Source organism: Rhodococcus sp. OS5 (assembly GCF_056837585.1).
Map to the genome: position 1 here is coordinate 5,424,136 of NZ_CM166368.1, position 22,820 is coordinate 5,446,955.

The following is a 22,820-nucleotide window of genomic DNA, read 5'->3' on the forward strand; positions in this document are numbered from 1 at the left end:
ACATTGACCACGAATGGTTCTCGAACCACCGTTCTGACCAACATCGGAACCCTCGTCACCAATGACCCGACTCTGGGTGAGGGCAAGCTCGGCGTACGACACGACGCGGCAATCGTTTTCGACGACGGCGTTGTTGCTTGGGTCGGTGATTCCGCCGACGCCCCGGCTGCCGATATCGGTCAGGATATCGGCGGTCGGGCCCTGCTCCCCGGTTTCGTGGAGAGTCACTCGCACCTGGTGTTCGGTGGCGAGCGGGCCGAGGAATTCGCAGCTCGCATGGCGGGCGAGAAGTACGCCGCCGGCGGCATTCGCAACACCATCGAAGCGACGCGCTCGGCCACCGACGAACAATTGCAGGCCAATGTTCGACGCCTACTCGACGAATCCCTGCGCTCGGGCAGCACAACCGTCGAATGCAAGACCGGATACGGGCAGAACACCGAGAGCGAACTACGCAGCGCACTGATCGCCGGACAGTTCACCGACGAGGTCACACTGCTGGCCGCCCACGTTCCACCACCCGAATATGCCGGTCGCGTCGATGACTACGTCGCCATGGCGTGCGACGAGATGATCCCTGCCTGTGCGCCACACGCGAAGTGGATCGATGTCTTCTGCGAGCGAGGCGCGTTCAACCGCGAACAGGCACATGCAGTCCTGAGCGCAGGCGTCGCCGCTGGACTGATCCCCCGCGTCCACGGCAATCAACTCGGCGAAGGGCCAGGAGTTCAACTCGCCGTCGAGATGGGAGCCGCATCCGTCGATCACGTCACCTACGTCACCGCCGAGGACATCGACGCCCTGGCTCAGAGTTCCACCGTCGCAACACTGTTGCCGGGTGCCGACTTCTCCACCCGCAACAAGTACCCCGACGCCCGCGCACTGCTGGACGCCGGCGTCACCGTAGCTCTCGGCGCCGACTGCAATCCCGGCACCTGCTACACCACCAGCCTCCCGTTCTGCATAGCAATTGCGGTGCGAGACATGCACATGACACCCGCCGAGGCAGTCTGGGCAGCCACTGCAGGAGGCGCCCGGGCGCTGCAGCGCACCGACGTCGGAACCCTTTCTCTCGGAACACGTGCCGACGCCATCGCGCTCGATGCACCGTCGTACCTCCACCTCGCCTACCGCCCGGGCGTCCCTCTGGTGCGCGAGGTCTGGAAAAACGGCGCACTCGCCACAAGCTACTGAAATACACTCACCGGGAGGCCGTCGTGGCACATCAGATCGCAGTCGACATCGAACCCAAGCCGTGGACCGGGCGCTCCGACGGCACCACTGCCGAGCATCTGCGGTGGCATCATGCCGTGCAACCGTATTCAGCCGAAACAGCTCCCGGCGACTGTGTTCTGATCGGATTCTCCAGCGACGAAGGAGTCCGCCGCAACAAGGGCCGCCGCGGTGCCGCGGATGGCCCCGACGCTTTGCGAGCCGGGTTGGCTTCCATGGCGCTGGCCGAACCACTGCAGATTCAGGACGCGGGAACCGTTGCCGTGTCGGGTGAAGAACTCGAGGCCGGTCAGGCCGCACTCGGGAACGCCGTCAGCGCTGCGCTTGATTCGGGACACTTCCCCGTGGTTCTCGGGGGAGGACACGAAATCGCCTACGGTACATACCTCGGCGTCGCGGGCTCCGAGTTGCGAACCGCCGGAGCCAAACTCGGAATCCTCAACTTGGATGCGCACTTCGACCTGCGGGGCGATCCGATACCCAGCTCCGGCACACCCTTTCGTCAGATCGCCGAGGACGAAGCCGCGGCAGGCACCTCGCATCAGTACAGCGTGATCGGAATCAGCCAACCGAGCAACACCACGGCACTGTTCGACACGGCTCACCGCCTCGGTGTTCGCTATCTGCTCGACGAAGAATGCGGAGCGATCGGCCGAGGCGTCGTGGATCAGTTCCTCGCAGACTTCCTCGATGACGTCGATCTGGTCTACCTGACCATCGACCTCGACGTCCTGCCTGCAGCGGTGGCGCCGGGCGTCAGCGCACCTGCGGCCTACGGAGTCAGCCTCGAAACCATCCAATACGTATGTGACCGAGTCACGTCCAGCGGAAAACTCGCGGTTCTCGATGTCGCCGAACTGAACCCGAGCCTCGACGTCGACAATCGCACTGCCCGAACGGCTGCTCGTCTGATCCACCGGATAGTCACGAAGCACGTGCCGGTTCAGCGCTAGCCTCGGCGCGCCTCGAGCGCATCGAGGATGAGATCGAGACCGTAGGCGAACTCATTCGTGTGGTCGTAATCAGGACTCAGACCGTGATCGACGATCATCTCGTGAAGGAAGGGCAACTCTTCAGCCGGAAGGCGCTCGAGGATGTCACTCGCAACTTCTTCGACGTCGCCGGGTGCGCTCATCGGTAGATTCGCCTCCTGGAGAACATATCCGCCGATATAGCTGTCGATCAGCGAGGCTCCGTGCGCGGCCATCGGGAGTGTGAACCCGGCCTTCCGGAGGACTCCGAGCACAGCGTCGAGATGACGCAGGGTCGCCGAGCCAGGGCTGCGTCGCGAATCCAGCAGACCGAGAGCCCAACGGTGCTGCGACAGGACTCTGCGAGCGGAATAGGCGCGTCCACGAATTGCGTCTCGCCAATCCACACACTCACTGTCGGGCAGGTCGATCGCCTCGAAGACCGCATCGACGACGCCGTCGAGAATCGCATCTTTGTTGGGCACGTGGTGGTAGAGCGACATCGCCTCGATGCCCAGCTCCTGAGCCACCCGTCGCATCGTGACGGCCTCGACACCACCCGCGTCGGCAACGCGGATCGCACCCTCGATTACGCGAGTCCTGTTCAGCAACTGTCGCGGCTGCCGTGACACACAGACTCCCCTCCGAGGAACGAATACGTTGACAACCTTACATCCGTAAGTCACCCTTACAGGTGTAAGTCAGCCTTACGCTCGTAAGGCGCTCGCGAAGGGAGATCACAATGCCGATGCCGAGATGGTGGGGACATGTCAACAAACGAGTGTTCAACCCGCGTGCAATTTCGAGCGGTAAATGGCCGGTACTGACTCACGTCGGACGCACATCCGGCACGACCTACCGGACACCTCTCGACGCCTATCCGGTCGAGGGTGGCTACGTCTTCATTCTGGTGTACGGATCAGGCTCGGACTGGGTGCAGAACGTCTTGAAAGCGGGAAGTGCTCGACTGTCGGTCGACGAGACGGAGGTGCGCCTTGGCGCCCCGCGCCTCGTCGCGAAAGACGAAGCATTTCAAGCACTTTCCTCAGACGTCTCCCAACCCCCGAGGCTGCTCCGCATCACCGAGTACCTTCGGATGGATCTGATTACGGCCTGAGGCTGCCATTCACGCGAGGACCTCACGCACGGCGGACCTGACTTCGTCCATGCTGCAACCGGATTCGATCAGTTCAGTACCCGTATGCACCAGCGAGTTGATCAACTTGGCGGTGAGCTTCGGGTCCGACACGCCACGGAGACGGAGGGCCTCGACCAGAGGAAGCACAAGACTGTCGTGCATTTCCATGATCCGCGAATCTCGAAACATTTGCGGGGTCAGCGTCGCCAGCGCTCCGACTATCGCATGCTCCCCGTCGGCAACCAGTTGGAGGTTTGCCTCGACGTACGCCCATACCGGATCGTCTGCGCCTGCCATCGCCTCGACGATCTTGTCGTTCCAGCGCGGGAACATGTCTTCGACGACGGCACTGAGGAGATCTTCCCGGGACCGGAAGTAGTGGTAGGCACTCGACCTGGCGAGCCCTGCCTTCGCTGCCACCTCACCGAGCCCCGGCGGCCGGTCCGGGGCCTCGGACAGAAGAGCGTGTGCAGCGTCGAGGAGGGCACGGCGCTGAGCAGCACGATGCTCGACCACAGTGGGCGCATCGATCCTCGGCACCGAATCTCCTCCAGTCCCCTCGCGGGCTTACTCGCTCTGACGCAACCGACCGTCAACCATTTCGAGGATGCGGTCGCAGTGCCCGAGCACGTCGTGATCGTGGGTCACCATGATCGTAGCGACGCCTGCCTCGTGAGTTTCGCGCGAGAGCAGTTCGACCACCTCATGGCTGCGTTTGCGGTCGAGAGCAGCCGTCGGCTCGTCGACGAGCAGTAGCGAGGGATTGCTCATCAATGCCCGAGCGATACCGACGCGCTGGCGTTCACCGCCGGAGAGTTGACCGGGTCGACGATCTGCACGGTGACTCATACCGACCGAGTCGAGCAACTCCTCGGGATCGCGACCCGGCCGCCCCGTGAGCTTGGGAATCAGCCGAAGCTGATCGCGCGCCGTCAGCGCTGGAATCAGGTTGCCGGACTGAAAGACGAAGCCGACCTTGTCTCGTCGAAGTTTGGCGAGAGCACGGGCCGGCATCGCCGACACGTCCACGCCGTCGATGACAATCGTTCCACTCGACGGCCGACCGAGTCCGCCGGCCACAGCGAGCAAGCTCGACTTTCCAGCGCCTGACGGTCCGACGATCGCGACAAGTTCGCCGCACGAGACCTCCAGGTTCACGTTGTCGAGGGCGAGCACGGTGGAGTCACCGTCACCGAATCGAAGACTGACAGCGGTCAATACCAATCCGGTTGTGGTCTTTTCGACTGTGGTCATCGGTTTTCTCCCAATGCGGTGAGCGGGTTGACACGGGTAACACGGACGATGGCAACGGCTGCGCCGACCAGCCCGAGTACCGCCAAGAGCACTGCGCCGTTGACGACTGGGCCGGACTCGAGGGCGAACGGCATCCCCCCGCCTTCGAGCCCCGAACCGAGCCCCAAGCCCAGCAACACACCGAGGCCGATGGAACCAAGCAGCACTACCAGTGCCTGCGCCATGCCGTCACGAAGCAGGAAGCCGGTAGAGGCTCCCATCGCGCGCAGCACTGCGAGTTCACGACCGCGCTGAACCGTCCAGATACTGAAGAATGCACCGACCACCAGGGCCGAAATCGCGTACAGAAACGCCTTGATCATCGACATAGTCATCATTTCCGCGGAGAACCCTGGTGAGGAGTCGAAAGATTCCTCGAGCGTCTTTGCGGACGTTCCCGCCGCCGCATCACCCGACACGAGATCCGGTAACGCGCCACCAATGCCCCGAATCGCAACAACACTTGCTTCGGAATAGGCACTGGCATTGGCGGTTTCGCCGATCTTGGCACCGGCGTGAACCTCCTGCCAAGTACGCAGGGGCAGGTAGGCGACGTCGACGTGACCGAAAGTGCGCTTGTCTTCGGTGAATCCGACAACTGTCAGCTCCGTACCGAGTCGATCGAGTATCACGGTGTCACCGATCGCAACACCGTCGTCACGGAAGGTAGAGCTGACGATGATTTCCGTGTCGGCATGCAGTCCCCTCCCGTCGGCGGTGACGGGCTCGAGGAAGGAGCCAGGTTCGATGCCGAAGAGCGTGAGATCGACAGGCGTGCCACTGCGAGTTTTTGCATTGACGATCATGTTGCCGAAGAGCTCGGCGTCTTGGACATCGGGTTGCATGCGCCATGCCTGCGCCTGCTCCTCGGTGACGACCGAGCGCGAAAACGCTGAGTCGGCTTTGGTGTCCGGCGCGAAGGCAAACGCCTGAATCGGCGTCCGCTGCAAAGCGGAGACACCGTCGTTTACCAGGCCGGACGAGAGGCCGGACAGAATCACCATCAGGATCGAGATGAGGGCAACCACGGCACCCATCAAGAGGAATCGATTTCGCGCAAACCACAGTTCACGCAGGGCGAGGAACATTCGGGAAGCTCCAAAGTCGTCGGTGCGAGTCACGCCGATTTTTATCGACGCCTTGTCGAAATCATATCGACAAGGCGTCGAAAAACTATGTGAGGTGCGTTACTACTTCCCGTAGTAGACACTCGAGGCGCTGAGCGTCGTATCAGCCCCCGACGCCCACCGGTCGATCCCCGACAATCGAGATTCGATCCATCACACGACGAGCCGGGAAGTAGTCACTGGCCGCGTAGTGCTGGCAGGTCCGATTGTCCCAGAAGGCAACAGTATTCGGCTCCCACTTCAAACGGACCTGAAATTCCGGACGATTGACGTGGCGATACAGCATCGTGAGAAGTTCGTTCGATTCTTCTTCTGACACACCCAAGATCCGTTGCGTGAAGGTCATGTTGACGAACAACACCCGCCTGCCACTTTCCGGAATGATCCGAACCACCGGATGCTGCACAGCGGGGAACTTCGGACGCAACATCTCGACCGCATCCACCGGCATCGACCTGCCGAACGAGTTGATCCAATCGTGTTCTGCAACAAGCGGGTCGATACGCTTCTTGATGTCTTCAGGAAGCAGATCGTAGGCAGCTGCAGTATCGGCCCACAAAGTGTCACCACCCACCTCCGGCACCTCGACCGCACGAAGAACTGCTGCGAACGAAGGAAACTCGTGCCACGTAACGTCGTTGTGCCAGTTGTTCTCGACTCCGCCGACCATCGCATCCTTCGCCAGTGTCGTGACGTCGACGTCCGTCTGCCCGGGCTGCGTGTACTTGAAGAACGGATGCTGTTCGAGATCGCCCCAACGCTCGGCAAAAGCTCGATGTTCCGCTCGGTCGAGGTCCTGATCGCGGAAGAAGAGGACTTTCCATTCGAGGAGAGCTCGGCGGAGTTCCGCAATCACGGCATCAGACAGGCCCCCGCCGAGTCGAATACCGGAGATTTCCGCTCCGATCGTCGGCGCGACCGCCTTGACCGCAAAGTGTTCGTACGGTGCCGGAACTACCGACTCGGGATTCCGGCGAGCAACGAGTGGACCGTACGCAGCAAGCGGGTCGGTGGGGATCGGAAAGATTGTTGCCGCAGGAAAAAGGGTAGCCATCAGGGCACTTCCTCGAAATCGACGATGTCGTAAAGGACAAAAGTCAGATTAAGTTCACCGCCTTAAAGTGTCAACGGTCACGTTCTCCGGCGCGAATCTTGACCCTGACGCCGCGTCAAGGTTGGAGAATGGTTTTCACAGACGGAATCCGATTCGATCACGGGAGGGCAGGGCGATGATGACCATCGGCGAGCTGGCCAAATTGGCCGGCACCACCGTCAGATCCGTGCGCTACTACCACTCGAACGGCCTTCTCGAAGAACCACAACGCCAACCCAACGGCTACCGCATGTACCGGGCGGTGGACCTGGCACGACTGAGTCGCATCCGCCGCCTGCGCGATCTGGGGATTCCTGTTGCCAAGATCGCCGAACTACTCGACGGCGACGCTCACGACACTCGGTCCGCACTCGATGCCCTCGACAAGGAATTGGCGACGAAGGCCGAACAGATCGCTGTTCAGCGTGCGCACATCGAGTCGCTACGCCGCAATGCCGATCCTGAACTACCCGACGCGTTTTCGGAAGTGCTCGCACAGTACGTCGTTGCCGGTGCGCCGACAGCGTGGATCGACAACGAGCGTGAACTTCTGATCCTCGCACTCACGGTCTCCGGGGGCGATCCCGAGGTCTGCGATTCACTCCTGTCCGCCCATCGCCGGGTATTGGCCGAGCCGAACCGCGAGCAGGCCATCGAATTGATAACTCGTATGTATGCCCTCGCCGACGCACCGGCTGACGCGGACACGATTGCGGCCCTTGCCATTCAGTTCTGCGACTTCACCGAGCGCGTGCTACCCGAACAGGCTGCACCGGAGGACGCTTCCCCCACCCGGCTGGTAGCGGTACTGCGCGAACACCAAGCGGATCGACGAACCGTCACCCAGGAAAGATTCGCGAAGGCTGTGGCCGCGGAGTTCGCCGCCCGTCAATCCCGCCTCTGAAAAACCCTGATTAGCCCCCACATTCGAAGTGGGGTGACCAACACTGCCCGAAAATGGGCTCAACGCAAGGACACGACAATGACTGGATTCACCATGCCCAGATCACGCATGCCTCGATCACGAAGGTGGCTGGCTACCACAATCGCCGCTGCCGCACTCGCCGTACCTGCATTGGCGGCGTGCTCGGATCCTGCTACTCCGCAGGAAGATCCACAATCGAATCTCAGCGCGTTCTACGAACAGGATCTCGAGTGGGGGCCATGCGCCACAGACACCGGAACGTCGACCGCAAGTGAATGCGCCATGGTCACAGTACCTTTGGACTATTCCGCCCCCGACGGCAAGACGATCGAAGTGGCGATCTCGCGGGTCGCATCCACCGACCCCGCACAGCGACGCGGGATCCTGCTCACCAACCCCGGCGGCCCGGGCGGCCGAGGACTGGGATTGCCCGAGATTCTGAATGCGGGCATGACACCGGAAGTCGCAGCGGCATACGACGTCATCGGCACGGACACCCGAGGACTCGGCAAGAGCACACCGATCGACTGCGGCGTCGAACAGATGACATGGATGCGGTCGCCGGGCACCACGGACGAGGGATGGAACGAGAGTGTTGCGCTCGCACGCGAGGCCGCTGACACATGCTGGGACAAGTACCCGGACTATCTGCCGCACATCAATACTCAAAACATCGCCCGCGACCTCGACGTGATTCGTGGCGCCCTCGACCAGGAGAAGGCGTCGTACTTCGGGTGGTCGTACGGCACATACCTCGGTGCAACCTATGCTCAAATGTTCCCGGACAGGATCGACCGTGTGGTTCTCGACAGTGCACCGGATCCGAAGAAATACGGATACGAGATGTTCCAGGACATGGGCCCGGCCAACGAGAAAGCGATCGACGGATTCTCGCAGTGGGCAGCAGAACACAACTCCACCTATGCACTCGGATCGACGCCCGCCGAAGTTCGCGCCCTCATCGAGAAGCTGATCTCGGACGCGGCCACCACTCCGATACAGATCGGTGATCATGCCGTCGACGATCACGTCCTTCCATTCCTGATGTACGTCAACGGAACCGGCGACACCGAGAAGGAAAGTGAGGCATTCGCACAGGTATTGGTTCAGTTGCGCGATCTCGCCGCAGGCAAGACCGTCGAGAACATCCATCCCCAGCTGACGAGATTGATGCAGGCATGGTTCCAGACCGAACTGGGAACCGGTCCTGACTATGCCGGGACAATCGCCATCGTCTGCGGAGACGTATCGATGCCGAGCGATCCCCAGTGGTACCGCAACAAGTTGGAGGAGCACCGTGATGATCAGCCGATCTTTGCCGGCACACACAACACGATCATGCCGTGCGCGTTCTGGCGCAGTGAGGCCCCTACGCGGATCGACATCGACAACAACGTTCCGGCATTGCAGATCCAGGCAACCGGTGACACCCGCACGACGTACGACGAAGGCCTCGGCATGCATGAAGCGATGAAAGGCTCACGGCTCGTGACAGTTCCAGGCCGCACTCATGCGGTGTTCCCCGGCTACGCGAATACTTGCGCGAACGCCGCCGTCAACTCGTACCTGCTCGACGGCTCACTACCGGCCGAAGACGTGGTGTGCGAGTCGTGACGATTTCCGGCGATCCCATCACCGGAAGACCTGCGTGATCTGATGCGCGATTGCCCCTCGACAATCTCGCATCAGGCAGACAGAATAGTTCGGTGAGTCCCATTCATCGGGCCGATGGCGAGGTTTCCGCAATTGGTCGTTCCACCGAGATACTGAAGACTTTTCGTGACAGCTCAGGCGTTCTCAGCGCAGCAGCGCTTGTTCGACGGACAGGCATGGCCAAAACAACGGTGTATCGAATGGTCGACGATCTCGTCCGAGTCGGGTTGCTCGAACGGCAAGGAACCAACTACCGCTTGGGTCTCCTCCTGTTCGAGATCGGCGAATCTGTTCCACGGCAGCGAAACCTCCGCGAAGCAGCGCGGCGCCACCTTTCGGCCTTGCGTGAAGCAACGGGACACAACGTGGGACTCGCTGTATTGGACGGTTTCGACGTGGTTTACCTTGATGTCTTCCGTGGCGACGACGGACCACGCCTTCCGCAGCAAATTGGTGGTCGGTGGCCTGCACACGCAAGTTGTTCCGGTAAAGCAGTATTGGCGTTCACCAACTCTGGGGATTTCACGATGCCCACTGTCCTCGAAGCACACACCGAGAACACCATCACCGATCCCGAACTCTTCCACCGAGAACTGGATCGTGTTCGCAAGCGTGGTGTCGCCTTCGACCGCCAGGAAGCATTTCCCCGGATCGTCGGCGCCGCAGCACCAATATTCGGCCCGGACGAAGGCGTCCTCGGCGCAATCTCCATTTCCGGTATGGCAGGCCGAATAAATCTGACCCGTATCGACGCGGCGGTGCGGACGACGGCAATCGCCATCTCACGTGATCTCTCGAGTGCCCAGTCCGTCGTCCGCCCTGTCCTACAACGACGCTGATGCCGTCAACCGCGCCCGACGTACGGCATCCGGTTTGCCATGATCGTCAGAGTCGGGACATTCACGTCGAGTGGTAGATCTATCAGTTGCACAACGGTGTTCGCGACATGACGAGGATCGAATGTCGGCTCGGGCCTGGTGGTGCCGTCAGCTTGTCTTGCCGAGTGGCCGATTCCGGCTGTCATGTCAGTTGCCGCATTGCCGATGTCGATTTGACTGCAACAGATGTCGAACTCTCGGCCGTCGAGAGAGATCGACTTCGTCAAACCTGACACACCGTGTTTGGTCGCCGTGTAGGCGGCACTGTCGGGCCGGGGCGTGTGAGCGGAGAGCGACCCGTTGTTGATGATCCGGCCTCCTCTCGGATCCTGTGTTTTCATGATACGAATCGCTTCACGCGCACAAAGGAATACGCCGGTGAGATTGGCTGCAACTGTCGCGTTCCACGCTTCAGGATCGATCTCGTCCACACTCCCCGACGGCCCGAATGTCCCTGCGTTGTTGACAAGCACATCGAGTCTGCCGAAACGCTCAGTCACGGATGTGAACAACCGGTGAACCGATTCGGGCGAGGACACATCAGCGGGAATTACCACTGCGCGCTCGTGACCCCCACCTGTCGCTTCCAAGCTCACGCTGTTTCGACCAGCCAATACAACGTGGTGTCCTGCATCGAGTAGACCTCTGGCCATTGCGCGGCCGAGTCCCGACCCTGCACCGGTCACGACCACGACTCGGCCGACACGCTCAGTGATTGTCACCGTGTACCTCCGTTCCACGCCTGCCCACCAGGAAATCGAAATCGACTCCGCGGTCGGCCTGCATCACATGATCCACGAACAGTCGTTGATACCCACTCGTACTCTTTTGTACGCGTGGCGGCAACGCCTCGAGACGCCTGGCCAGCTCGTCGTCGTCGACGAGTACACGCAAGACCCCACGAGCAACATCCAACTCGATCAAATCACCATCCCTGACCGCGCCGAGAGGCCCACCGGCATCCGCTTCGGGCGCAACGTGCAAAACGACTGTGCCGAAGGCTGTTCCGCTCATTCGCGCATCAGAGATCCTGACCATGTCTCGTACACCCCGCTCGAGCAGCCTTCGAGGGAGTGGCAGATTACCTACTTCTGGCATACCCGGAAACCCCTTCGGTCCAGCGCCGGTGAGGACGATGACGTCGTCGGCCTCGATGTCGAGATCCGGCGAGTCGACGCGCGCCGTGAAGTCGTCCATTCCGTGAAACACGACCGCACGGCCCACGTGGCTGAGCAACTCCGGCGACGCCGCAGATGGCTTGATCACTGCACCGTTCGGCGCGAGATTGCCGGTCAATACCGCTATGCCGGCTTGCTCCAGCAACGGTGCCGCCGTGCTACGAATTACGTCGTCGTCCCAAATTGGTTCGCCGGAGTTGTTCTCACCGAGAGTCTTTCCGGTAACCGTGGCGGCATCCAGATGGAGGATGTCTCCGAGCTCGGCGATCACCGCAGGCAGTCCGCCTGCGTAGAAGAAATCCTCCATCAAATAGGTACCCGAAGGCATGAGGTTGACCAGCAGGGGAACGTCACGACTCTGCTCCCCGAAATCGCTGAGCTCGAGGGGAATTTCCAGCCTCCCGGCGATGGCAAGCAAGTGCACCACAGCGTTGGTCGACCCACCGATAGCCGTGTTCACCTTGATCGCATTCTCGAATGAATTTCGGTCGACGACCGAAGACATCGTCAGGTTCTCGGCCACCATCTCCACGATTCTCACGCCGCTGTCGCGTGCAAGTACACGTCGCCGTGAATCCACTGCCGGGATCGCAGCGTTACCGGGGAGCGTGAGGCCCAAAGTCTCGACAAGCGACGCCATCGTCGACGCGGTGCCCATAGTGTTGCAGTGACCGGGCGATCGAGACATAGCCGATTCCGCTGCTCTGAACTCACATTCACTCATGCATCCGGCTCGCACTGCTTCACTCATCTCGAACACCGAGGTTCCAGATCCGACAGTCTTACCTTGATGGCGGCCGTTCAACATGGGCCCACCGGATACGACAATGGTGGGAAGGTCACAACTGGCTGCGCCCATCACCAGCGCCGGGGTGGTTTTGTCGCAGCCGCAGAGCAGTACGACGCCGTCGATCGGATTGGCTCGAATCGACTCCTCCACATCCATGCTGACGAGGTTCCGATAGAGCATCGTGGTGGGGCGGATGATCGTCTCACCCAATGACATCACCGGAAACTCAACTGGAAATCCGCCTGCTTCGATGACTCCCAGTCGCACCTGCTCGGCCAGATCTCTGAAGTGAGCGTTGCACGGCGCGAGCTCGGAATACGTGTTACAGATACCGATAACCGGTCGGCCGTCGAACATCCGATCAGGGATACCCTGGTTCTTCATCCACGAGCGGTGGATGAGTGCATTGAGATCATTGCCTCCGAACCAATCCTGCGAGCGAAGTGTTCTACTCGTCGGTGTTCTACTCATCCGAACCCTCCAAACCAAGGATTGCCCTTGCCTCCCCAGGTGTTGCAGGCTGCATTCCGAGTCGCTGGACGATGTCGATGATGTTCTCCACCAAACGAACGTTCTCGGCCGGCTCTCCATTCGCGAGAAACGGATAGTCTTCGATTCCCACACGCACGTGCCCTCCGAGCAGGAGTGCATGAGTCAGACCACGCAGTTGATCTGGCCCGCTGATGCTCACGGAGAAGACCGATTTCTCCGGTAGGTGTTCCACCATCTGCTGCAAGATCTGCGGGGAGTACGGCATCGCATTCTGAAAAGTTCGATCAAGTCCCAGTACAAGATTGACGAGGTGCGGGCCAGGCTGCCCTTCGGTCAACGTACGTATCTCCTGGAGCAGATGTGACGGGCTGAAGGCCTCCCACTCAGGTTTGATTCCTAGTTTGCGCATTGACGCTGCCAGTTCGGCGGCACGACTGGGCGGCGTGTCCATCAGTACCTCACCGACCGGTGAGGTCACATAGGCCGTGATGGCATCGAGCGTGCATGTGTCTGCGCCGCCATGCAGGCCCTGGAGCCTCGCGTCCCAGTCCACGATGCGCGCACCGTCACTGCGAACACTCACCATGTCACCGTTGACTCCGCCGCCGGTCGAGTTGTTGATCACGATGTCGCAGCTTTGGCGTACAAGCGTATTCATCTGCCGATAGATTGCGGCATCACAGGTCGCTTGATCGTCCGGTCGTCGAGCATGAAGTGCTGCCACGCTGGCTCCAGCGCTGTGGCAGCGTGCCACATCCGCCGCAATCTGCTCAGGCTGAGTCGGAATGAACGGATTGTCGGCAACAGTGAGGAAGCCACCCGTCGGGGCAACTGTGACGATGACCTTGTCTCGCAGATCGCTCATGCCGGAACGCTCCTGTAGCTGGATGCGGCGAAGAACATGGCAATCGCCGATGCCCCCGGGTCCTCGACGCCCCTGGCGTGTTCTCCCACGTAGGTCGCGCGTCCGCGGCGGGCGAGCATCGCGCGAGTCGATTCGGCGCCGAGCCTCGCAGCCGTGGCCGCAGAGTTCAAGGCAGCGGACAAGGTTGCCCCGCTGACTGCCGCCTCGGTCAATGCGCTGGTTGCGGGGACCATGGCGTCGACCATGGTCTTGTGACCCACCTGGGCATTGCCGAGACGCTGCACCGCAGCTGTCGCCGTACCCAAGGCAGAAGCCAAGTCTGTTGCGGTCACTTCAACTCCAGAGACTGCTCCGATCCGGCCGAACCATAGACCGAGAAGTGGTCCGCTTGTCCCACCGATGTCGAGAAACGCATCCGACGTACGGGCGAACACTTCACCAGGACTGGTCGGCGGGTCGGAACGAAGTCGTTGCACCGCACTTCGCAGGCCCGTCCGCAGATTCATTCCGAAATCGCCGTCTCCGACAAGCCGGTCCAAATCTGTGAGGGAATCGAATTGATCTTCGGCGGCATCGGCAAATCGATCGATCCACGCCCGAGTGTCCCCGACGCTCAACATTGTCATCATGAAACTCTTTTCAGTAGTGCATATTCGAGTTACCAAGCGAGTGCGGGAGTGCGTACCGTTGCATCCCAGAGATCCAGAAACTCCTCGGTCGAACGGAGAAGGGTGATAGAGAGCCCGTGCATATCCAATGCAGTGACGAAAGAACCTGCAATCACACGATCCAAACCGATACCGGCATCCTCGAGGAAAGACTTTAATTCTGCAGTGGCAATGGATAATTCGAGTCCATGGGTTGCCCCTAGCCCATTCACTATCGCTATCACACCGTCCCCGCGCTCAACCCCGACAGCATCGAGGATCGGCTCCGACAACTGCGCCACGAGTTCGGCGGCAGGAACCGTCGGACGCGTCTCACGTCCACGCTCGCCATGGATTCCGATGCCGAACTCCATCTCCCCCGGCGCCAGTTCGAAGGACGGACGATCCTGTCCGGGAGCCGTGCACGAGCGGAAAGCTGCACCCAACGTCGCCGACGCCGCCACCACCCGGCGCCCCAGGTCAGCGATCTCGGAAAGCGCCCAGTGCCGTTCCGCGGCCGCCCCACAAATCTTCTCCACGGCAATTACCGCAGCGGTACCACGACGTCCAGGTCCACCCTCGTCTGCAGTCGTCGTCGCGAGGTCGTCGTCGACCATCACGATCTCCACTTGCCGCTCAGTTCCGAGTAACTCGGCCGCGATCGAGAAATTCAGTTTGTCTCCGGTGTAGTTCTTCACGATGAGAAGTGCACCCCGTCCGGTCTCGACAGCATTGACCGCAGCGCGGATCTGAAAGGCTGTGGGACTGGCGAAGACCGACCCAGGAACTGCGGCGTCCAACATGCCGGATCCGACGAACTCCGCGTGTAACGGCTCATGCCCGGCCCCGCCACCTGAGACCAACACAACTTTGTCTCGGGCGACACCCGCGCGAGTCACAAACAACGGATCTCGGTGGTAGGAGAGCATTTCCGGGTGCAGGATCTGAAGTCCTTCGAGCGCTTCGCGGACTACATCCTCGGGCCGGTTGACCACATGGCCGATCATAACGAACTCTCGGACGCCGACATTGGGCCGACAGGGAAGCGAACCGCAAACGCACTCACACACGTGCGAACGTTGTCACCGACCCGTATCCCAGCCTCCGCTGCAGGCTCGTTGACATACGAAACAGTTCCGTTGTGCCACATATCCATTCCATTGCTGATCTCGGCAGAGTCGTGACTGACCGCTACGCCGGCAAGTCCCGAATCTCCCATGCGGACGATTCCGATGATCCCCGCGTTGTCCTTGCCGATTCCGGCATCGTTCAGCACCGCCAACGCACAGCCCGTCGCAATCGCCATCCGCCCTGACTCTTGACCGCCGTTGGATGCCGCAACGACGATGCGGTCGCGGTCCGACCGTTCGATCTGCGACATACTGTCCATGACGACAATCTGTCTACCGTTCTCCACACCGACAATGTTCCGAAACATCAGTCGACGCTCCTCTCTATCAGTGCCAGCACTTCTTCGGAAACGCGGCTGCCCACACGCACACCCGCTGCGACTGCAGTCGGATTGGCATACGTCACGATGCCGCACTCCCACACGTCGTTGCCATCTCCAATACGCGAACTCTCGTGTCCGACTGCAATGCCGACGATCTTCTGGGCGTCGATCGCAGCCAAACCTGCGATTCCGGCCTTGTTCTTCCCTATGCCGGCGTCATTGCACACCACAACACGAACCCCGAACCCGACGGCGTACTCTCCAGCACTCGTCCCTCCGTGTGATCCGGTCACGATCACATCACCGGCCTGAGCCGAGGAAGCAAACGCAATCGAATCCATGATCCACACTCTCGTTCCGTTAGAGGAATGAACCAAAGTAGGTTCGGCACCTTCGGTTTCAACTACTCGCATGGACATCCACCCCTAGAATTCGACGTGCCTGATCAGGAGTTGCGGGTTCACGCCCGTACCGCCGAGCGATCGAAACAACTTCGGCGACCAGATCAGGTGTGGAGGGGTATCCCAGTTCTTCGTAGTGGTAGTCACCGGCACCGATTGCTACATGGCCCCCGCGCTTGATCGACTCCTCCGCTGCTGCAAGAACATTGCCTCGGTAGGCCGAGACGATCCACTCCACTGAAAGATCAGCCGGCAGGAGGTCCAGTTGCGCACGTAGCCCTGCTGCTGTCGCCGGATGTGCAGCCGGAAACTCGTCACCACCGAGAATGAAAGCGATCACCAATGGTGACGACGGATTCCGCACCCTTGCGTGGGCGAAGATCGCGCGCGTCCAACTCACGTTGAATGACGTCTGATACGGCACCAGACCCAATTCACTAGCGCGCGAGAGTAATTCGATCTGTGTTCGAGTGTCGTTGACGAAGACCCTGGAATCGGTTGCGAACAAGCCTGTCGTCGCATCGATCAAGTCCATCGCCGCACAGCCCATGTCGACGACCAAGAAGTCCGAACGTCGTTTCGGATCACTTTGGTTCGGGGCAAGATTCGACAGCCGCTCGTCTATCGTGTAGCCGGGAACATTGGCCATCGACGGCGCAAGCAGCAGATTCGATACCGCCCGAACCCGCTCGACGATCTCTCCGTAGGTCGCCGCCGAGTGATCCACGCCGCCGTCCACGGCTCGACCGTGAAAATGCATCAACGACGCCCCCGCACCCTCACAAGCGAGGGCAGTGTCGGCTATTTCGCTGGGCGTCCACGGAATGTGGGGATTGGGTGCGCGCATGGTGTTCTCGTTGACGTGCACTCCGATGATTACCGGTTTCTCCGTTGTACTGGACGTTGCCTCAAGAGTCATGTCGCTCCTTCGGAAGATTCCAACCGGCTGTCATCGACTGACCTCCGTCGACTGTCCACGTCTGACCCGTCACGAAACCGGCGCCGGGACCAGCGACAAAGGTCACGACTTCGGCAATCTCAGCCGGCTCCGCGTAACGGCTCAACGGGATCGATTGCAAGATGGCGCTCTGCATTTCAGGGCTCTGGGCCCGACTTGCAAGCGGTGTCCGCGTCGAACCCGGTGCAACACAATTGACTCGGATCCCCTCGCCGGCGAGCTCGATCGCGAGTTGTGTGGTCAACGCGACCACGCCACCTTTCGATGCGGAATACGCAGCACGGTCTACGCTGCCGCGTAGGCCGGAAACCGAGGCAATTGTCACCACGGATCCGCCGCCATCCGCGGCGAGCAGATCCACGAACTCCCTGACCACCGCAAACGTGGAAACGAGGTTCAGCTCGAGGGTTCGCCTGAATCGATCGGGTGTGGTGTGCCGGATCGGCGCGTTGTCCGCGGTTCCCGCCGAGGTCACAACCGTGTCGACACGACCGAACAGCTCTTCGGCGACGTCGCGAAGCCGTCGGATGTCTCCCTCATCGGTGACATCCACTCGAACGCCGACCGTCCGTGTATCTGGTTCTGGCGCAGTGTCTCCGGATGTATGCGACAGGTCGGCAGAGATGACATGCCAACCCAAGTCGGCGAATCGTTTGCACGTTGCCAGGCCGATCCCGGATGCGCCACCAGTGACGATCGCTACCTTCCTACTCACGACTACAGCACCTTCCTCATGTCGCGAATGGGATTCGACCCGTCCCACTCCTTCGATGCAGCCTCGACTGCGCGAAACAGATTGCCCTTCCTTCCGCTGACCTCCGAGACTTCGATGACTGTTCCCGGATACGGGCCGTCCTCGTAGTAAACGAATCGCTCGTCCGGTGCGCCACTACCGGATCTACCACTCTGCAATTCGACGAGCCCTCGGTTCTTGGATTCCTCCACATATCGATCGAAATCCGTTGTCCAGTAGGCAACATGTTGAAGTCCTTCGAGCCCTCGATCGGCGAACTCGCGAAATGCCGACGGCTCATCGTTGTGTTGTTGAATCAGCTCGATCTGCGCGCTTCCGCTGTGCGCGAGCGCCACACTGAATCGAGGCGCACTCGACTTGCCACGGAAGACGAAGTCGTTCAACGGTTGGTCCTCCACGAAGAAGAAGGGGCCAACGCCGACAACGTCGATCCAATGCTTCAGCGCGCTGTCGATGTCGTTGACCACAAAACCCAATTGGCGCAAAGGCCCGAAGTATCTACTCACGAAGTCCTCGTTTGTTCGTTGCCGACGAAACCACGGTCGACGACTGTGATCCTGATAAGTGATGATGTCCTGCGCATGCTCGCCTGAAGAATGAAGAATTCCCGTTGATCGGGAATCTTCCGGGGCCGAGACTCGGCTCAAGCCTGTTCAGGTGCAACCAAGGTTCCGGCGTCGCGCTCCGCCCGGTAATCCAGTGTCAGTTGGTCGTTGGCCTTGTCGGCCTTTCTGGTGATCACCTTGAGCAGCAGCACGATCAATGCTGCCGTCGCCAGCACCGCGGAGTACACCCCGATTGCTGGTGTGAAACTGTTGGTCGCGTCCTTGATCCAGCCGGTGACCTGTGGACCGAAATAGCCTCCGAGGTTACCCATTCCGTTGATGACACCGAAACCTGCCGCCAAGGCAGCGCCGGTAAGGAAGCTCGAAGGCATGGTGATGAAGATGCTCATCGAACTGTAGAGACCGATCCCGGCGATGCAGAATCCGAAGATAGCGACAACCGGTGTGGTGAAGAACAGCGCAGCAATAGCAAATCCGAGTGCTGCGACCGATGCGGCGATGGCGAAGTGCACGGGGCGCTCTCCGGCGCGGTCCGAATGGCGCGTCCACCAGATCATCGGTCCGATCGCAATCAGTGCAGGTAGTGCGGCAACCCATCCGATCTGATTGGTGCTCATCCCGAATTGCGCGTAAATCTGCGGCATCCAAATCTGGAAACCGTTGAGGCTGAAGGTGAAACAAATGAACACGGAGATCAACACCAGTACTCGTGGGTGCACGAGTCCCTGGAGGAAGCTGTGCTTACCGACGACCGCTTCGCGCTCTTGCGCCTCGGACTCGAGCGTATCGGTGAGCCAACCGCGTTCTTCCTCGGAGAGGAACTCCGCCTCCGAAGGCTTGTCCCGCAGAACCTTGTAGATCACAAACGCCATGACCACAGCGGGGACGCCGGTGAGAATGAAAACCCATCGCCATCCGGAAAGCCCGAGAAAGCCGTCGATAGCCATCAGGTGTGTGGTGATCGGAGTACCCAGGCCGGAGATACAGATGAAGGTCACGATCCACGCCATTGCTTTGCCTCGATCCCGATTCGGGAACCACTTCGAGACGAAGAACAGCATGCCGGGCGAAAAGCCGGCTTCGGCAATACCCAACAGGAATCGTGCTGCCACCAATCCGCTGGCACCCTGAACGAACGCGGTTCCGATGGTGACCACGCCCCACGTGATCATGATTCGTGTGATCCAGCGCCGCGCACCGACCTTTGTGAGGATGTAGTTGCTCGGGGGTTCGCAGATCGTGTAACTCCAGAAATAGATTCCGGCCGCAAACCCGAACATCGAGGCCGATATTCCGAGTTCTTTGTTCATCGTCAATGCTGCAACGCCGATGTTCAATCGGTCGAGATACAGGACGATGTATGCCAATCCGATGACCGGCATGAAGCGGAGCATGACCTTCCGGACGGTCCTGGCCGGAAGGGGAAGTTGCTCGGTGACTGTTCTTTCGTGACGCATGATTCACCTCGTACTCATTCGAACACATCATTGTGATGGCTGACACAGAGACGATGCGGGTCGCGATTCGAACTTCACAGACACGATTCCCGATGATCGGTACTCGATTCGTGAGCAATCGACCAGCCGGGGTGACAAGAAAGCGGAGTGCCTGTCGGTTTCGACAGGCACTCCGTGCGGTGAAACATAGGCGTCCCGAGGGTATTCAGCCAGTCAGCTCGCTCTTGATCTCGTTCTTGAGAACTTTGCCGACCTTGGAGCGAGGTAGATCGTCCCAGACGATCACTTGCTTCGGAGTCTTCACACTTCCGATGCGAGCCTTCACGAAAGCCATCACCTCGGCGCCGTCGATGTCGGCGCCGAGGTGCGGTTGCACCACTGCCACAACGCGTTCGCCCCACTTGTCGTCCGGCAACCCGATCACTCCGCAGTCCTGAATCCCCGGATACGCCATGAGTGCCTGCTCCACCTCGACCGAATAGACGTTGAAACCGCCGGTGATGATCATGTCCTTCGCACGGTCGACGATGAACAGGAAATTGTCCTCGTCCAGGTACCCGATATCGCCGGTGTGATGCCAGCCGTGGGCTGACGCTTCCGCGGTTGCGTCGGGGTTCTTGTAATAACCCGCCATCACCAACGAACTGCGAATCACCACCTCACCACGCTCGCCATGTCCGAGCAGCGCGCCTTTGTCGTCCATGATCCCCACTGTCACCAACGGCGACGGTCGACCCGCCGACGAAAGTCGTGACGTTGCGACAGTGCCGTCCGAGCCGAAGTGCTCCTTCGGTGACATCGTCGAGATCATCATGGGGGCTTCACTCTGCCCGAACAGCTGAGCCATGACCGGGCCGATCTTGTCGATCGCCTCCGCGAGTCTGGTCGGGGAGATCGGCGCCGCTCCGTACCAGAAGCATTGCAGCGAGCTGAGATCCGTGGCCGACAGGGCCTCGTGCTCGAGCAGCATGTAGATGAGCGTCGGCGGCAGGAAGGTGTGAGTCACCTTGTGCTTCTGAACGTTCGCGAGGAAGTACCCGAGATCGGGCTTCGGCATGATCACCACTTCGCCGCCGAGGGCCATGATCGGGAAGCACAGAACACCGGCGGCGTGAGTCAACGGTGCCAGCGCCAGATACACCGGGCACCCCTCGAACGGATAACTCATCAAAGTGATTGCGGTCATCGTCTCGATGTTGTGCCCGGTCAACATCACTCCCTTTGGCCGTCCAGTTGTACCACCGGTGCCGACCAGCATGGTGACGTCGTCGGGCGCCGCGACGTCGAGTTCGTCTTCCCCGAGCCAGCTTTCGAGAGATTGTGCCGATTCCGATTCGCCGTCGATGCAGACGAGCGTCACCAACTGGGGAAGCGCATCCTTGATCTGGTCGACTAGCGGCGCATAGGACTTCTGGAAGAACAGAGCGCGACAATCGAACAAATCCAACAGGTCTCGGTTTTCCGCAGCTTCGTTGCGAGGGTTGATCGGGCACCAGACTGCACCAGCCCTACTGATACCGAATACGCAGGAGAACGAGATCGGGTCGTTGCCGGACAGAATCGCGACCTTTTCGCCCGGCGCGATGCCCGAAGCCGCGAGCGAAGCTGCGAAGCGTCGGCTGAACTGTTGCACCTCGCCGTAGGAGAGAGTGCGCTCCCCCATCGTCAAACACGGTGCGGTGGAACCAAGAGAGGCTCCCTTGTCGAGATAGTCGGTCAAACGCATGGGGAGCCTCCAGGGCGGGGCTCCCGGCGCGCTACACGCCGGGAGCCGTGAACATGATGACGAGGGCGACGAGTTAGGCGTTGATGGTTACTTCCGGCTCCAGAGCCAGCCCGAAACTACGTAGCGCGCCGAGCAGTTCGCGATGGCCGAACGCCTGGCAAGCCGAGGCAAGCCCGGTCCGCTTCGGCGCCTGCTGGAGCAGAGAATGCGCTGCATAGGCGTGCAGGAGGCCCGTCTGCTTGTAGTTACAGTTTCCGTGGATCACGACGTGCGAGCGACCCAGCGGGCCCGACGCGTAGACGGAGTCGAGTGAGGTGTTGATGCGCGGATTTTCACGAGGGGGCATACCGGCCTGAACCGATCCGGCGATCTCGGCCAAGGCGGCTTCCTGCTCGTCGGCGGGCAGGGTCTTGATCTGCTCCTCCACGATCTTCTGCGTCGCGACAACGCCTTCCATCACGGTGCGGTCGAACACTCCGCCCGCAGCCTTGACGTTGGAAACTCGCGGATCGTTCTTGAACCACACCGGGTGGCATGTTCCGCCCCACGGCAATGCAAGCGCAGTTTCGTGCTGGCCCGGAACGACGACGTCGAAAGTCTGGCCGGGCGCCCACTGCACGTACTTGTTCTGCTCGAGGTAGTACCAGTTTGCCTTGAGGATGGTGAAGATCGTCTGAGTGGACGCGTAGGTGGGAAATCCCTTCCACAGCACGAGGATGTCGAGCGTATCGAGGCCCGGCGTTTCCAGTGCGATATTGGCCGCGATCTCACCGGTGGTGTACATCTGCGCGATACCGGGCGAGAGGAGCAGGCCCTTCTCCTGGTACTTGTCGCTGAACTTCTCCTGGACGTCGAGTACCCAGTCCTGCTCACCGGTTGTGTCCATGTAGTGGCAACCGGCATTCAACGCGGCCTCGACGACGGTCCCGCCGAGCTTGATGAACGGCCCGACCATGTTGCTGACAACCTGTGCACCGGTGAACAATTCGGTGAGAGCCTCGACCGTGTGCTCGACCTCGACGACTTCGTGATCGACGGTGTCCAAACCGGGGATCTTGTCGAGGACCTCTTGGATGCGAGCGGCGTCGCGGCCGGCTGCGATGAACGGGATGTTGAACTCGCGCAGGTATTCACACACCAGACGGCCGGTGTACCCGGAGACGCCGTAGACGATGACGGGCTTCTTTTCGGACATGTTCGTGGAACCTTTCGAAGACGTGAG

Annotated in this window: 24 protein-coding genes; 6 read left to right on the forward strand and 18 right to left on the reverse strand. The window is 60.5% G+C overall.

Features of this window, described 5'->3' with window-relative positions; all coding sequences use genetic code 11:
* Positions 1–3: 3 nt before the first annotated feature.
* Both hutI and hutG read left to right on the forward strand, forming a co-directional pair.
* Positions 4–1,194 (forward strand): imidazolonepropionase, encoded by a 1,191-nt coding sequence (hutI, locus tag ACVZUB_RS25285; protein WP_054187472.1) that lies wholly within the window; start codon positions 4–6, stop codon positions 1,192–1,194.
* 23 nt (positions 1,195–1,217) lie between these two features.
* Positions 1,218–2,186, forward strand: a complete 969-nt coding sequence (gene hutG / locus ACVZUB_RS25290; RefSeq protein ID WP_042926100.1) for a formimidoylglutamase — start codon at positions 1,218–1,220, stop codon at positions 2,184–2,186.
* Here the strand turns inward: hutG and ACVZUB_RS25295 are convergent.
* Positions 2,183–2,836, reverse strand: coding sequence for a TetR/AcrR family transcriptional regulator (locus ACVZUB_RS25295; protein WP_054801486.1), 654 nt, complete (start codon positions 2,834–2,836; stop codon positions 2,183–2,185). The two genes, hutG and ACVZUB_RS25295, sit on opposite strands and share 4 nt — an antisense overlap.
* Positions 2,837–2,946: 110 nt before the next feature.
* Between ACVZUB_RS25295 and ACVZUB_RS25300 the strand changes: the two genes are divergently transcribed.
* A complete protein-coding gene (locus tag ACVZUB_RS25300; protein ID WP_064074271.1) occupies positions 2,947–3,321 on the forward strand; it encodes a nitroreductase family deazaflavin-dependent oxidoreductase in 375 nt (124 codons plus the stop codon).
* A gap of 9 nt (positions 3,322–3,330) precedes the next feature.
* On the opposite strand, the gene ACVZUB_RS25305 is transcribed toward ACVZUB_RS25300, so the two are convergent.
* From ACVZUB_RS25305 to ACVZUB_RS25320, 4 genes are all read right to left on the reverse strand, one after another.
* Positions 3,331–3,882, reverse strand: coding sequence for a TetR/AcrR family transcriptional regulator (locus ACVZUB_RS25305; RefSeq protein ID WP_064074270.1), 552 nt, complete (start codon positions 3,880–3,882; stop codon positions 3,331–3,333).
* Positions 3,883–3,909: 27 nt separating this feature from the next.
* Positions 3,910–4,596 carry an ABC transporter ATP-binding protein gene (locus ACVZUB_RS25310; protein ID WP_003939803.1) on the reverse strand — a complete coding sequence of 229 codons (687 nt, stop codon included), beginning with the start codon at positions 4,594–4,596 and terminating at the stop codon, positions 3,910–3,912.
* Entirely contained in the window at positions 4,593–5,723 is a 1,131-nt protein-coding gene (locus tag ACVZUB_RS25315) for an ABC transporter permease (RefSeq protein ID WP_482628552.1), read from the reverse strand. Before ACVZUB_RS25315 ends, ACVZUB_RS25310 begins: the two co-directional genes overlap by 4 nt.
* A 142-nt stretch (positions 5,724–5,865) precedes the next feature.
* Positions 5,866–6,816 (reverse strand): TauD/TfdA dioxygenase family protein, encoded by a 951-nt coding sequence (locus tag ACVZUB_RS25320; protein ID WP_054187475.1) that lies wholly within the window; start codon positions 6,814–6,816, stop codon positions 5,866–5,868.
* 175 nt (positions 6,817–6,991) lie between these two features.
* Here ACVZUB_RS25320 and ACVZUB_RS25325 point away from each other — a divergent pair, with 175 nt between their 5' ends.
* From ACVZUB_RS25325 to ACVZUB_RS25335, 3 genes are all read left to right on the forward strand, one after another.
* Complete coding sequence (locus ACVZUB_RS25325; protein ID WP_064074269.1) at positions 6,992–7,759, forward strand: MerR family transcriptional regulator; 768 nt, start codon at positions 6,992–6,994, stop codon at positions 7,757–7,759.
* A gap of 78 nt (positions 7,760–7,837) precedes the next feature.
* On the forward strand, positions 7,838–9,394 hold the full coding sequence (locus tag ACVZUB_RS25330) for an alpha/beta fold hydrolase (protein ID WP_083057061.1): 1,557 nt from the start codon (positions 7,838–7,840) through the stop codon (positions 9,392–9,394).
* A 92-nt stretch (positions 9,395–9,486) separates the two neighbouring features.
* Entirely contained in the window at positions 9,487–10,272 is a 786-nt protein-coding gene (locus tag ACVZUB_RS25335; RefSeq protein WP_007732760.1) for an IclR family transcriptional regulator, read from the forward strand.
* A gap of 5 nt (positions 10,273–10,277) precedes the next feature.
* On the opposite strand, the gene ACVZUB_RS25340 is transcribed toward ACVZUB_RS25335, so the two are convergent.
* The 13 genes from ACVZUB_RS25340 to ACVZUB_RS25400 all read right to left on the reverse strand — a co-directional run bounded on the left by ACVZUB_RS25340 (position 10,278) and on the right by ACVZUB_RS25400 (position 22,793).
* On the reverse strand, positions 10,278–11,033 hold the full coding sequence (locus tag ACVZUB_RS25340) for an SDR family oxidoreductase (protein WP_007732761.1): 756 nt from the start codon (positions 11,031–11,033) through the stop codon (positions 10,278–10,280).
* A complete protein-coding gene (locus ACVZUB_RS25345; protein ID WP_312638839.1) occupies positions 11,020–12,750 on the reverse strand; it encodes a dihydroxy-acid dehydratase in 1,731 nt (576 codons plus the stop codon). Before ACVZUB_RS25345 ends, ACVZUB_RS25340 begins: the two co-directional genes overlap by 14 nt.
* Complete coding sequence (locus tag ACVZUB_RS25350) at positions 12,743–13,636, reverse strand: beta-keto acid cleavage family enzyme (protein ID WP_007732764.1); 894 nt, start codon at positions 13,634–13,636, stop codon at positions 12,743–12,745. Before ACVZUB_RS25350 ends, ACVZUB_RS25345 begins: the two co-directional genes overlap by 8 nt.
* Positions 13,633–14,265, reverse strand: a complete 633-nt coding sequence (gene dhaL / locus ACVZUB_RS25355; RefSeq protein ID WP_197523627.1) for a dihydroxyacetone kinase subunit DhaL — start codon at positions 14,263–14,265, stop codon at positions 13,633–13,635. The genes ACVZUB_RS25350 and dhaL overlap by 4 nt, the downstream gene beginning before the upstream one ends.
* Before the next feature lie 29 nt (positions 14,266–14,294).
* A complete protein-coding gene (locus tag ACVZUB_RS25360) occupies positions 14,295–15,278 on the reverse strand; it encodes a dihydroxyacetone kinase subunit DhaK (RefSeq protein ID WP_482627866.1) in 984 nt (327 codons plus the stop codon).
* 8 nt (positions 15,279–15,286) lie between these two features.
* Positions 15,287–15,673 carry a hypothetical protein gene (locus tag ACVZUB_RS25365; RefSeq protein ID WP_482627867.1) on the reverse strand — a complete coding sequence of 129 codons (387 nt, stop codon included), beginning with the start codon at positions 15,671–15,673 and terminating at the stop codon, positions 15,287–15,289.
* A gap of 47 nt (positions 15,674–15,720) precedes the next feature.
* Positions 15,721–16,077, reverse strand: coding sequence for a hypothetical protein (locus tag ACVZUB_RS25370; RefSeq protein ID WP_007732768.1), 357 nt, complete (start codon positions 16,075–16,077; stop codon positions 15,721–15,723).
* Between the two features lie 58 nt (positions 16,078–16,135).
* The gene (locus ACVZUB_RS25375; protein ID WP_042448488.1) at positions 16,136–17,056 is read right to left on the reverse strand and encodes a beta-keto acid cleavage family enzyme; all 921 of its coding nucleotides are present in this window, start codon (positions 17,054–17,056) and stop codon (positions 16,136–16,138) included.
* Positions 17,046–17,810, reverse strand: coding sequence for an SDR family NAD(P)-dependent oxidoreductase (locus tag ACVZUB_RS25380; protein ID WP_042448491.1), 765 nt, complete (start codon positions 17,808–17,810; stop codon positions 17,046–17,048). The genes ACVZUB_RS25375 and ACVZUB_RS25380 overlap by 11 nt, the downstream gene beginning before the upstream one ends.
* Positions 17,811–17,812: 2 nt before the next feature.
* Positions 17,813–18,355 carry a VOC family protein gene (locus tag ACVZUB_RS25385; RefSeq protein ID WP_482627868.1) on the reverse strand — a complete coding sequence of 181 codons (543 nt, stop codon included), beginning with the start codon at positions 18,353–18,355 and terminating at the stop codon, positions 17,813–17,815.
* Positions 18,356–18,492: 137 nt separating this feature from the next.
* On the reverse strand, positions 18,493–19,872 hold the full coding sequence (locus ACVZUB_RS25390; RefSeq protein ID WP_007732774.1) for an MFS transporter: 1,380 nt from the start codon (positions 19,870–19,872) through the stop codon (positions 18,493–18,495).
* A gap of 205 nt (positions 19,873–20,077) precedes the next feature.
* On the reverse strand, positions 20,078–21,598 hold the full coding sequence (locus tag ACVZUB_RS25395; RefSeq protein ID WP_165638939.1) for an AMP-binding protein: 1,521 nt from the start codon (positions 21,596–21,598) through the stop codon (positions 20,078–20,080).
* A gap of 73 nt (positions 21,599–21,671) precedes the next feature.
* Positions 21,672–22,793, reverse strand: coding sequence for a DUF5938 domain-containing protein (locus tag ACVZUB_RS25400; protein ID WP_003940189.1), 1,122 nt, complete (start codon positions 22,791–22,793; stop codon positions 21,672–21,674).
* Between the last annotated feature and the right edge of the window lie 27 nt (positions 22,794–22,820).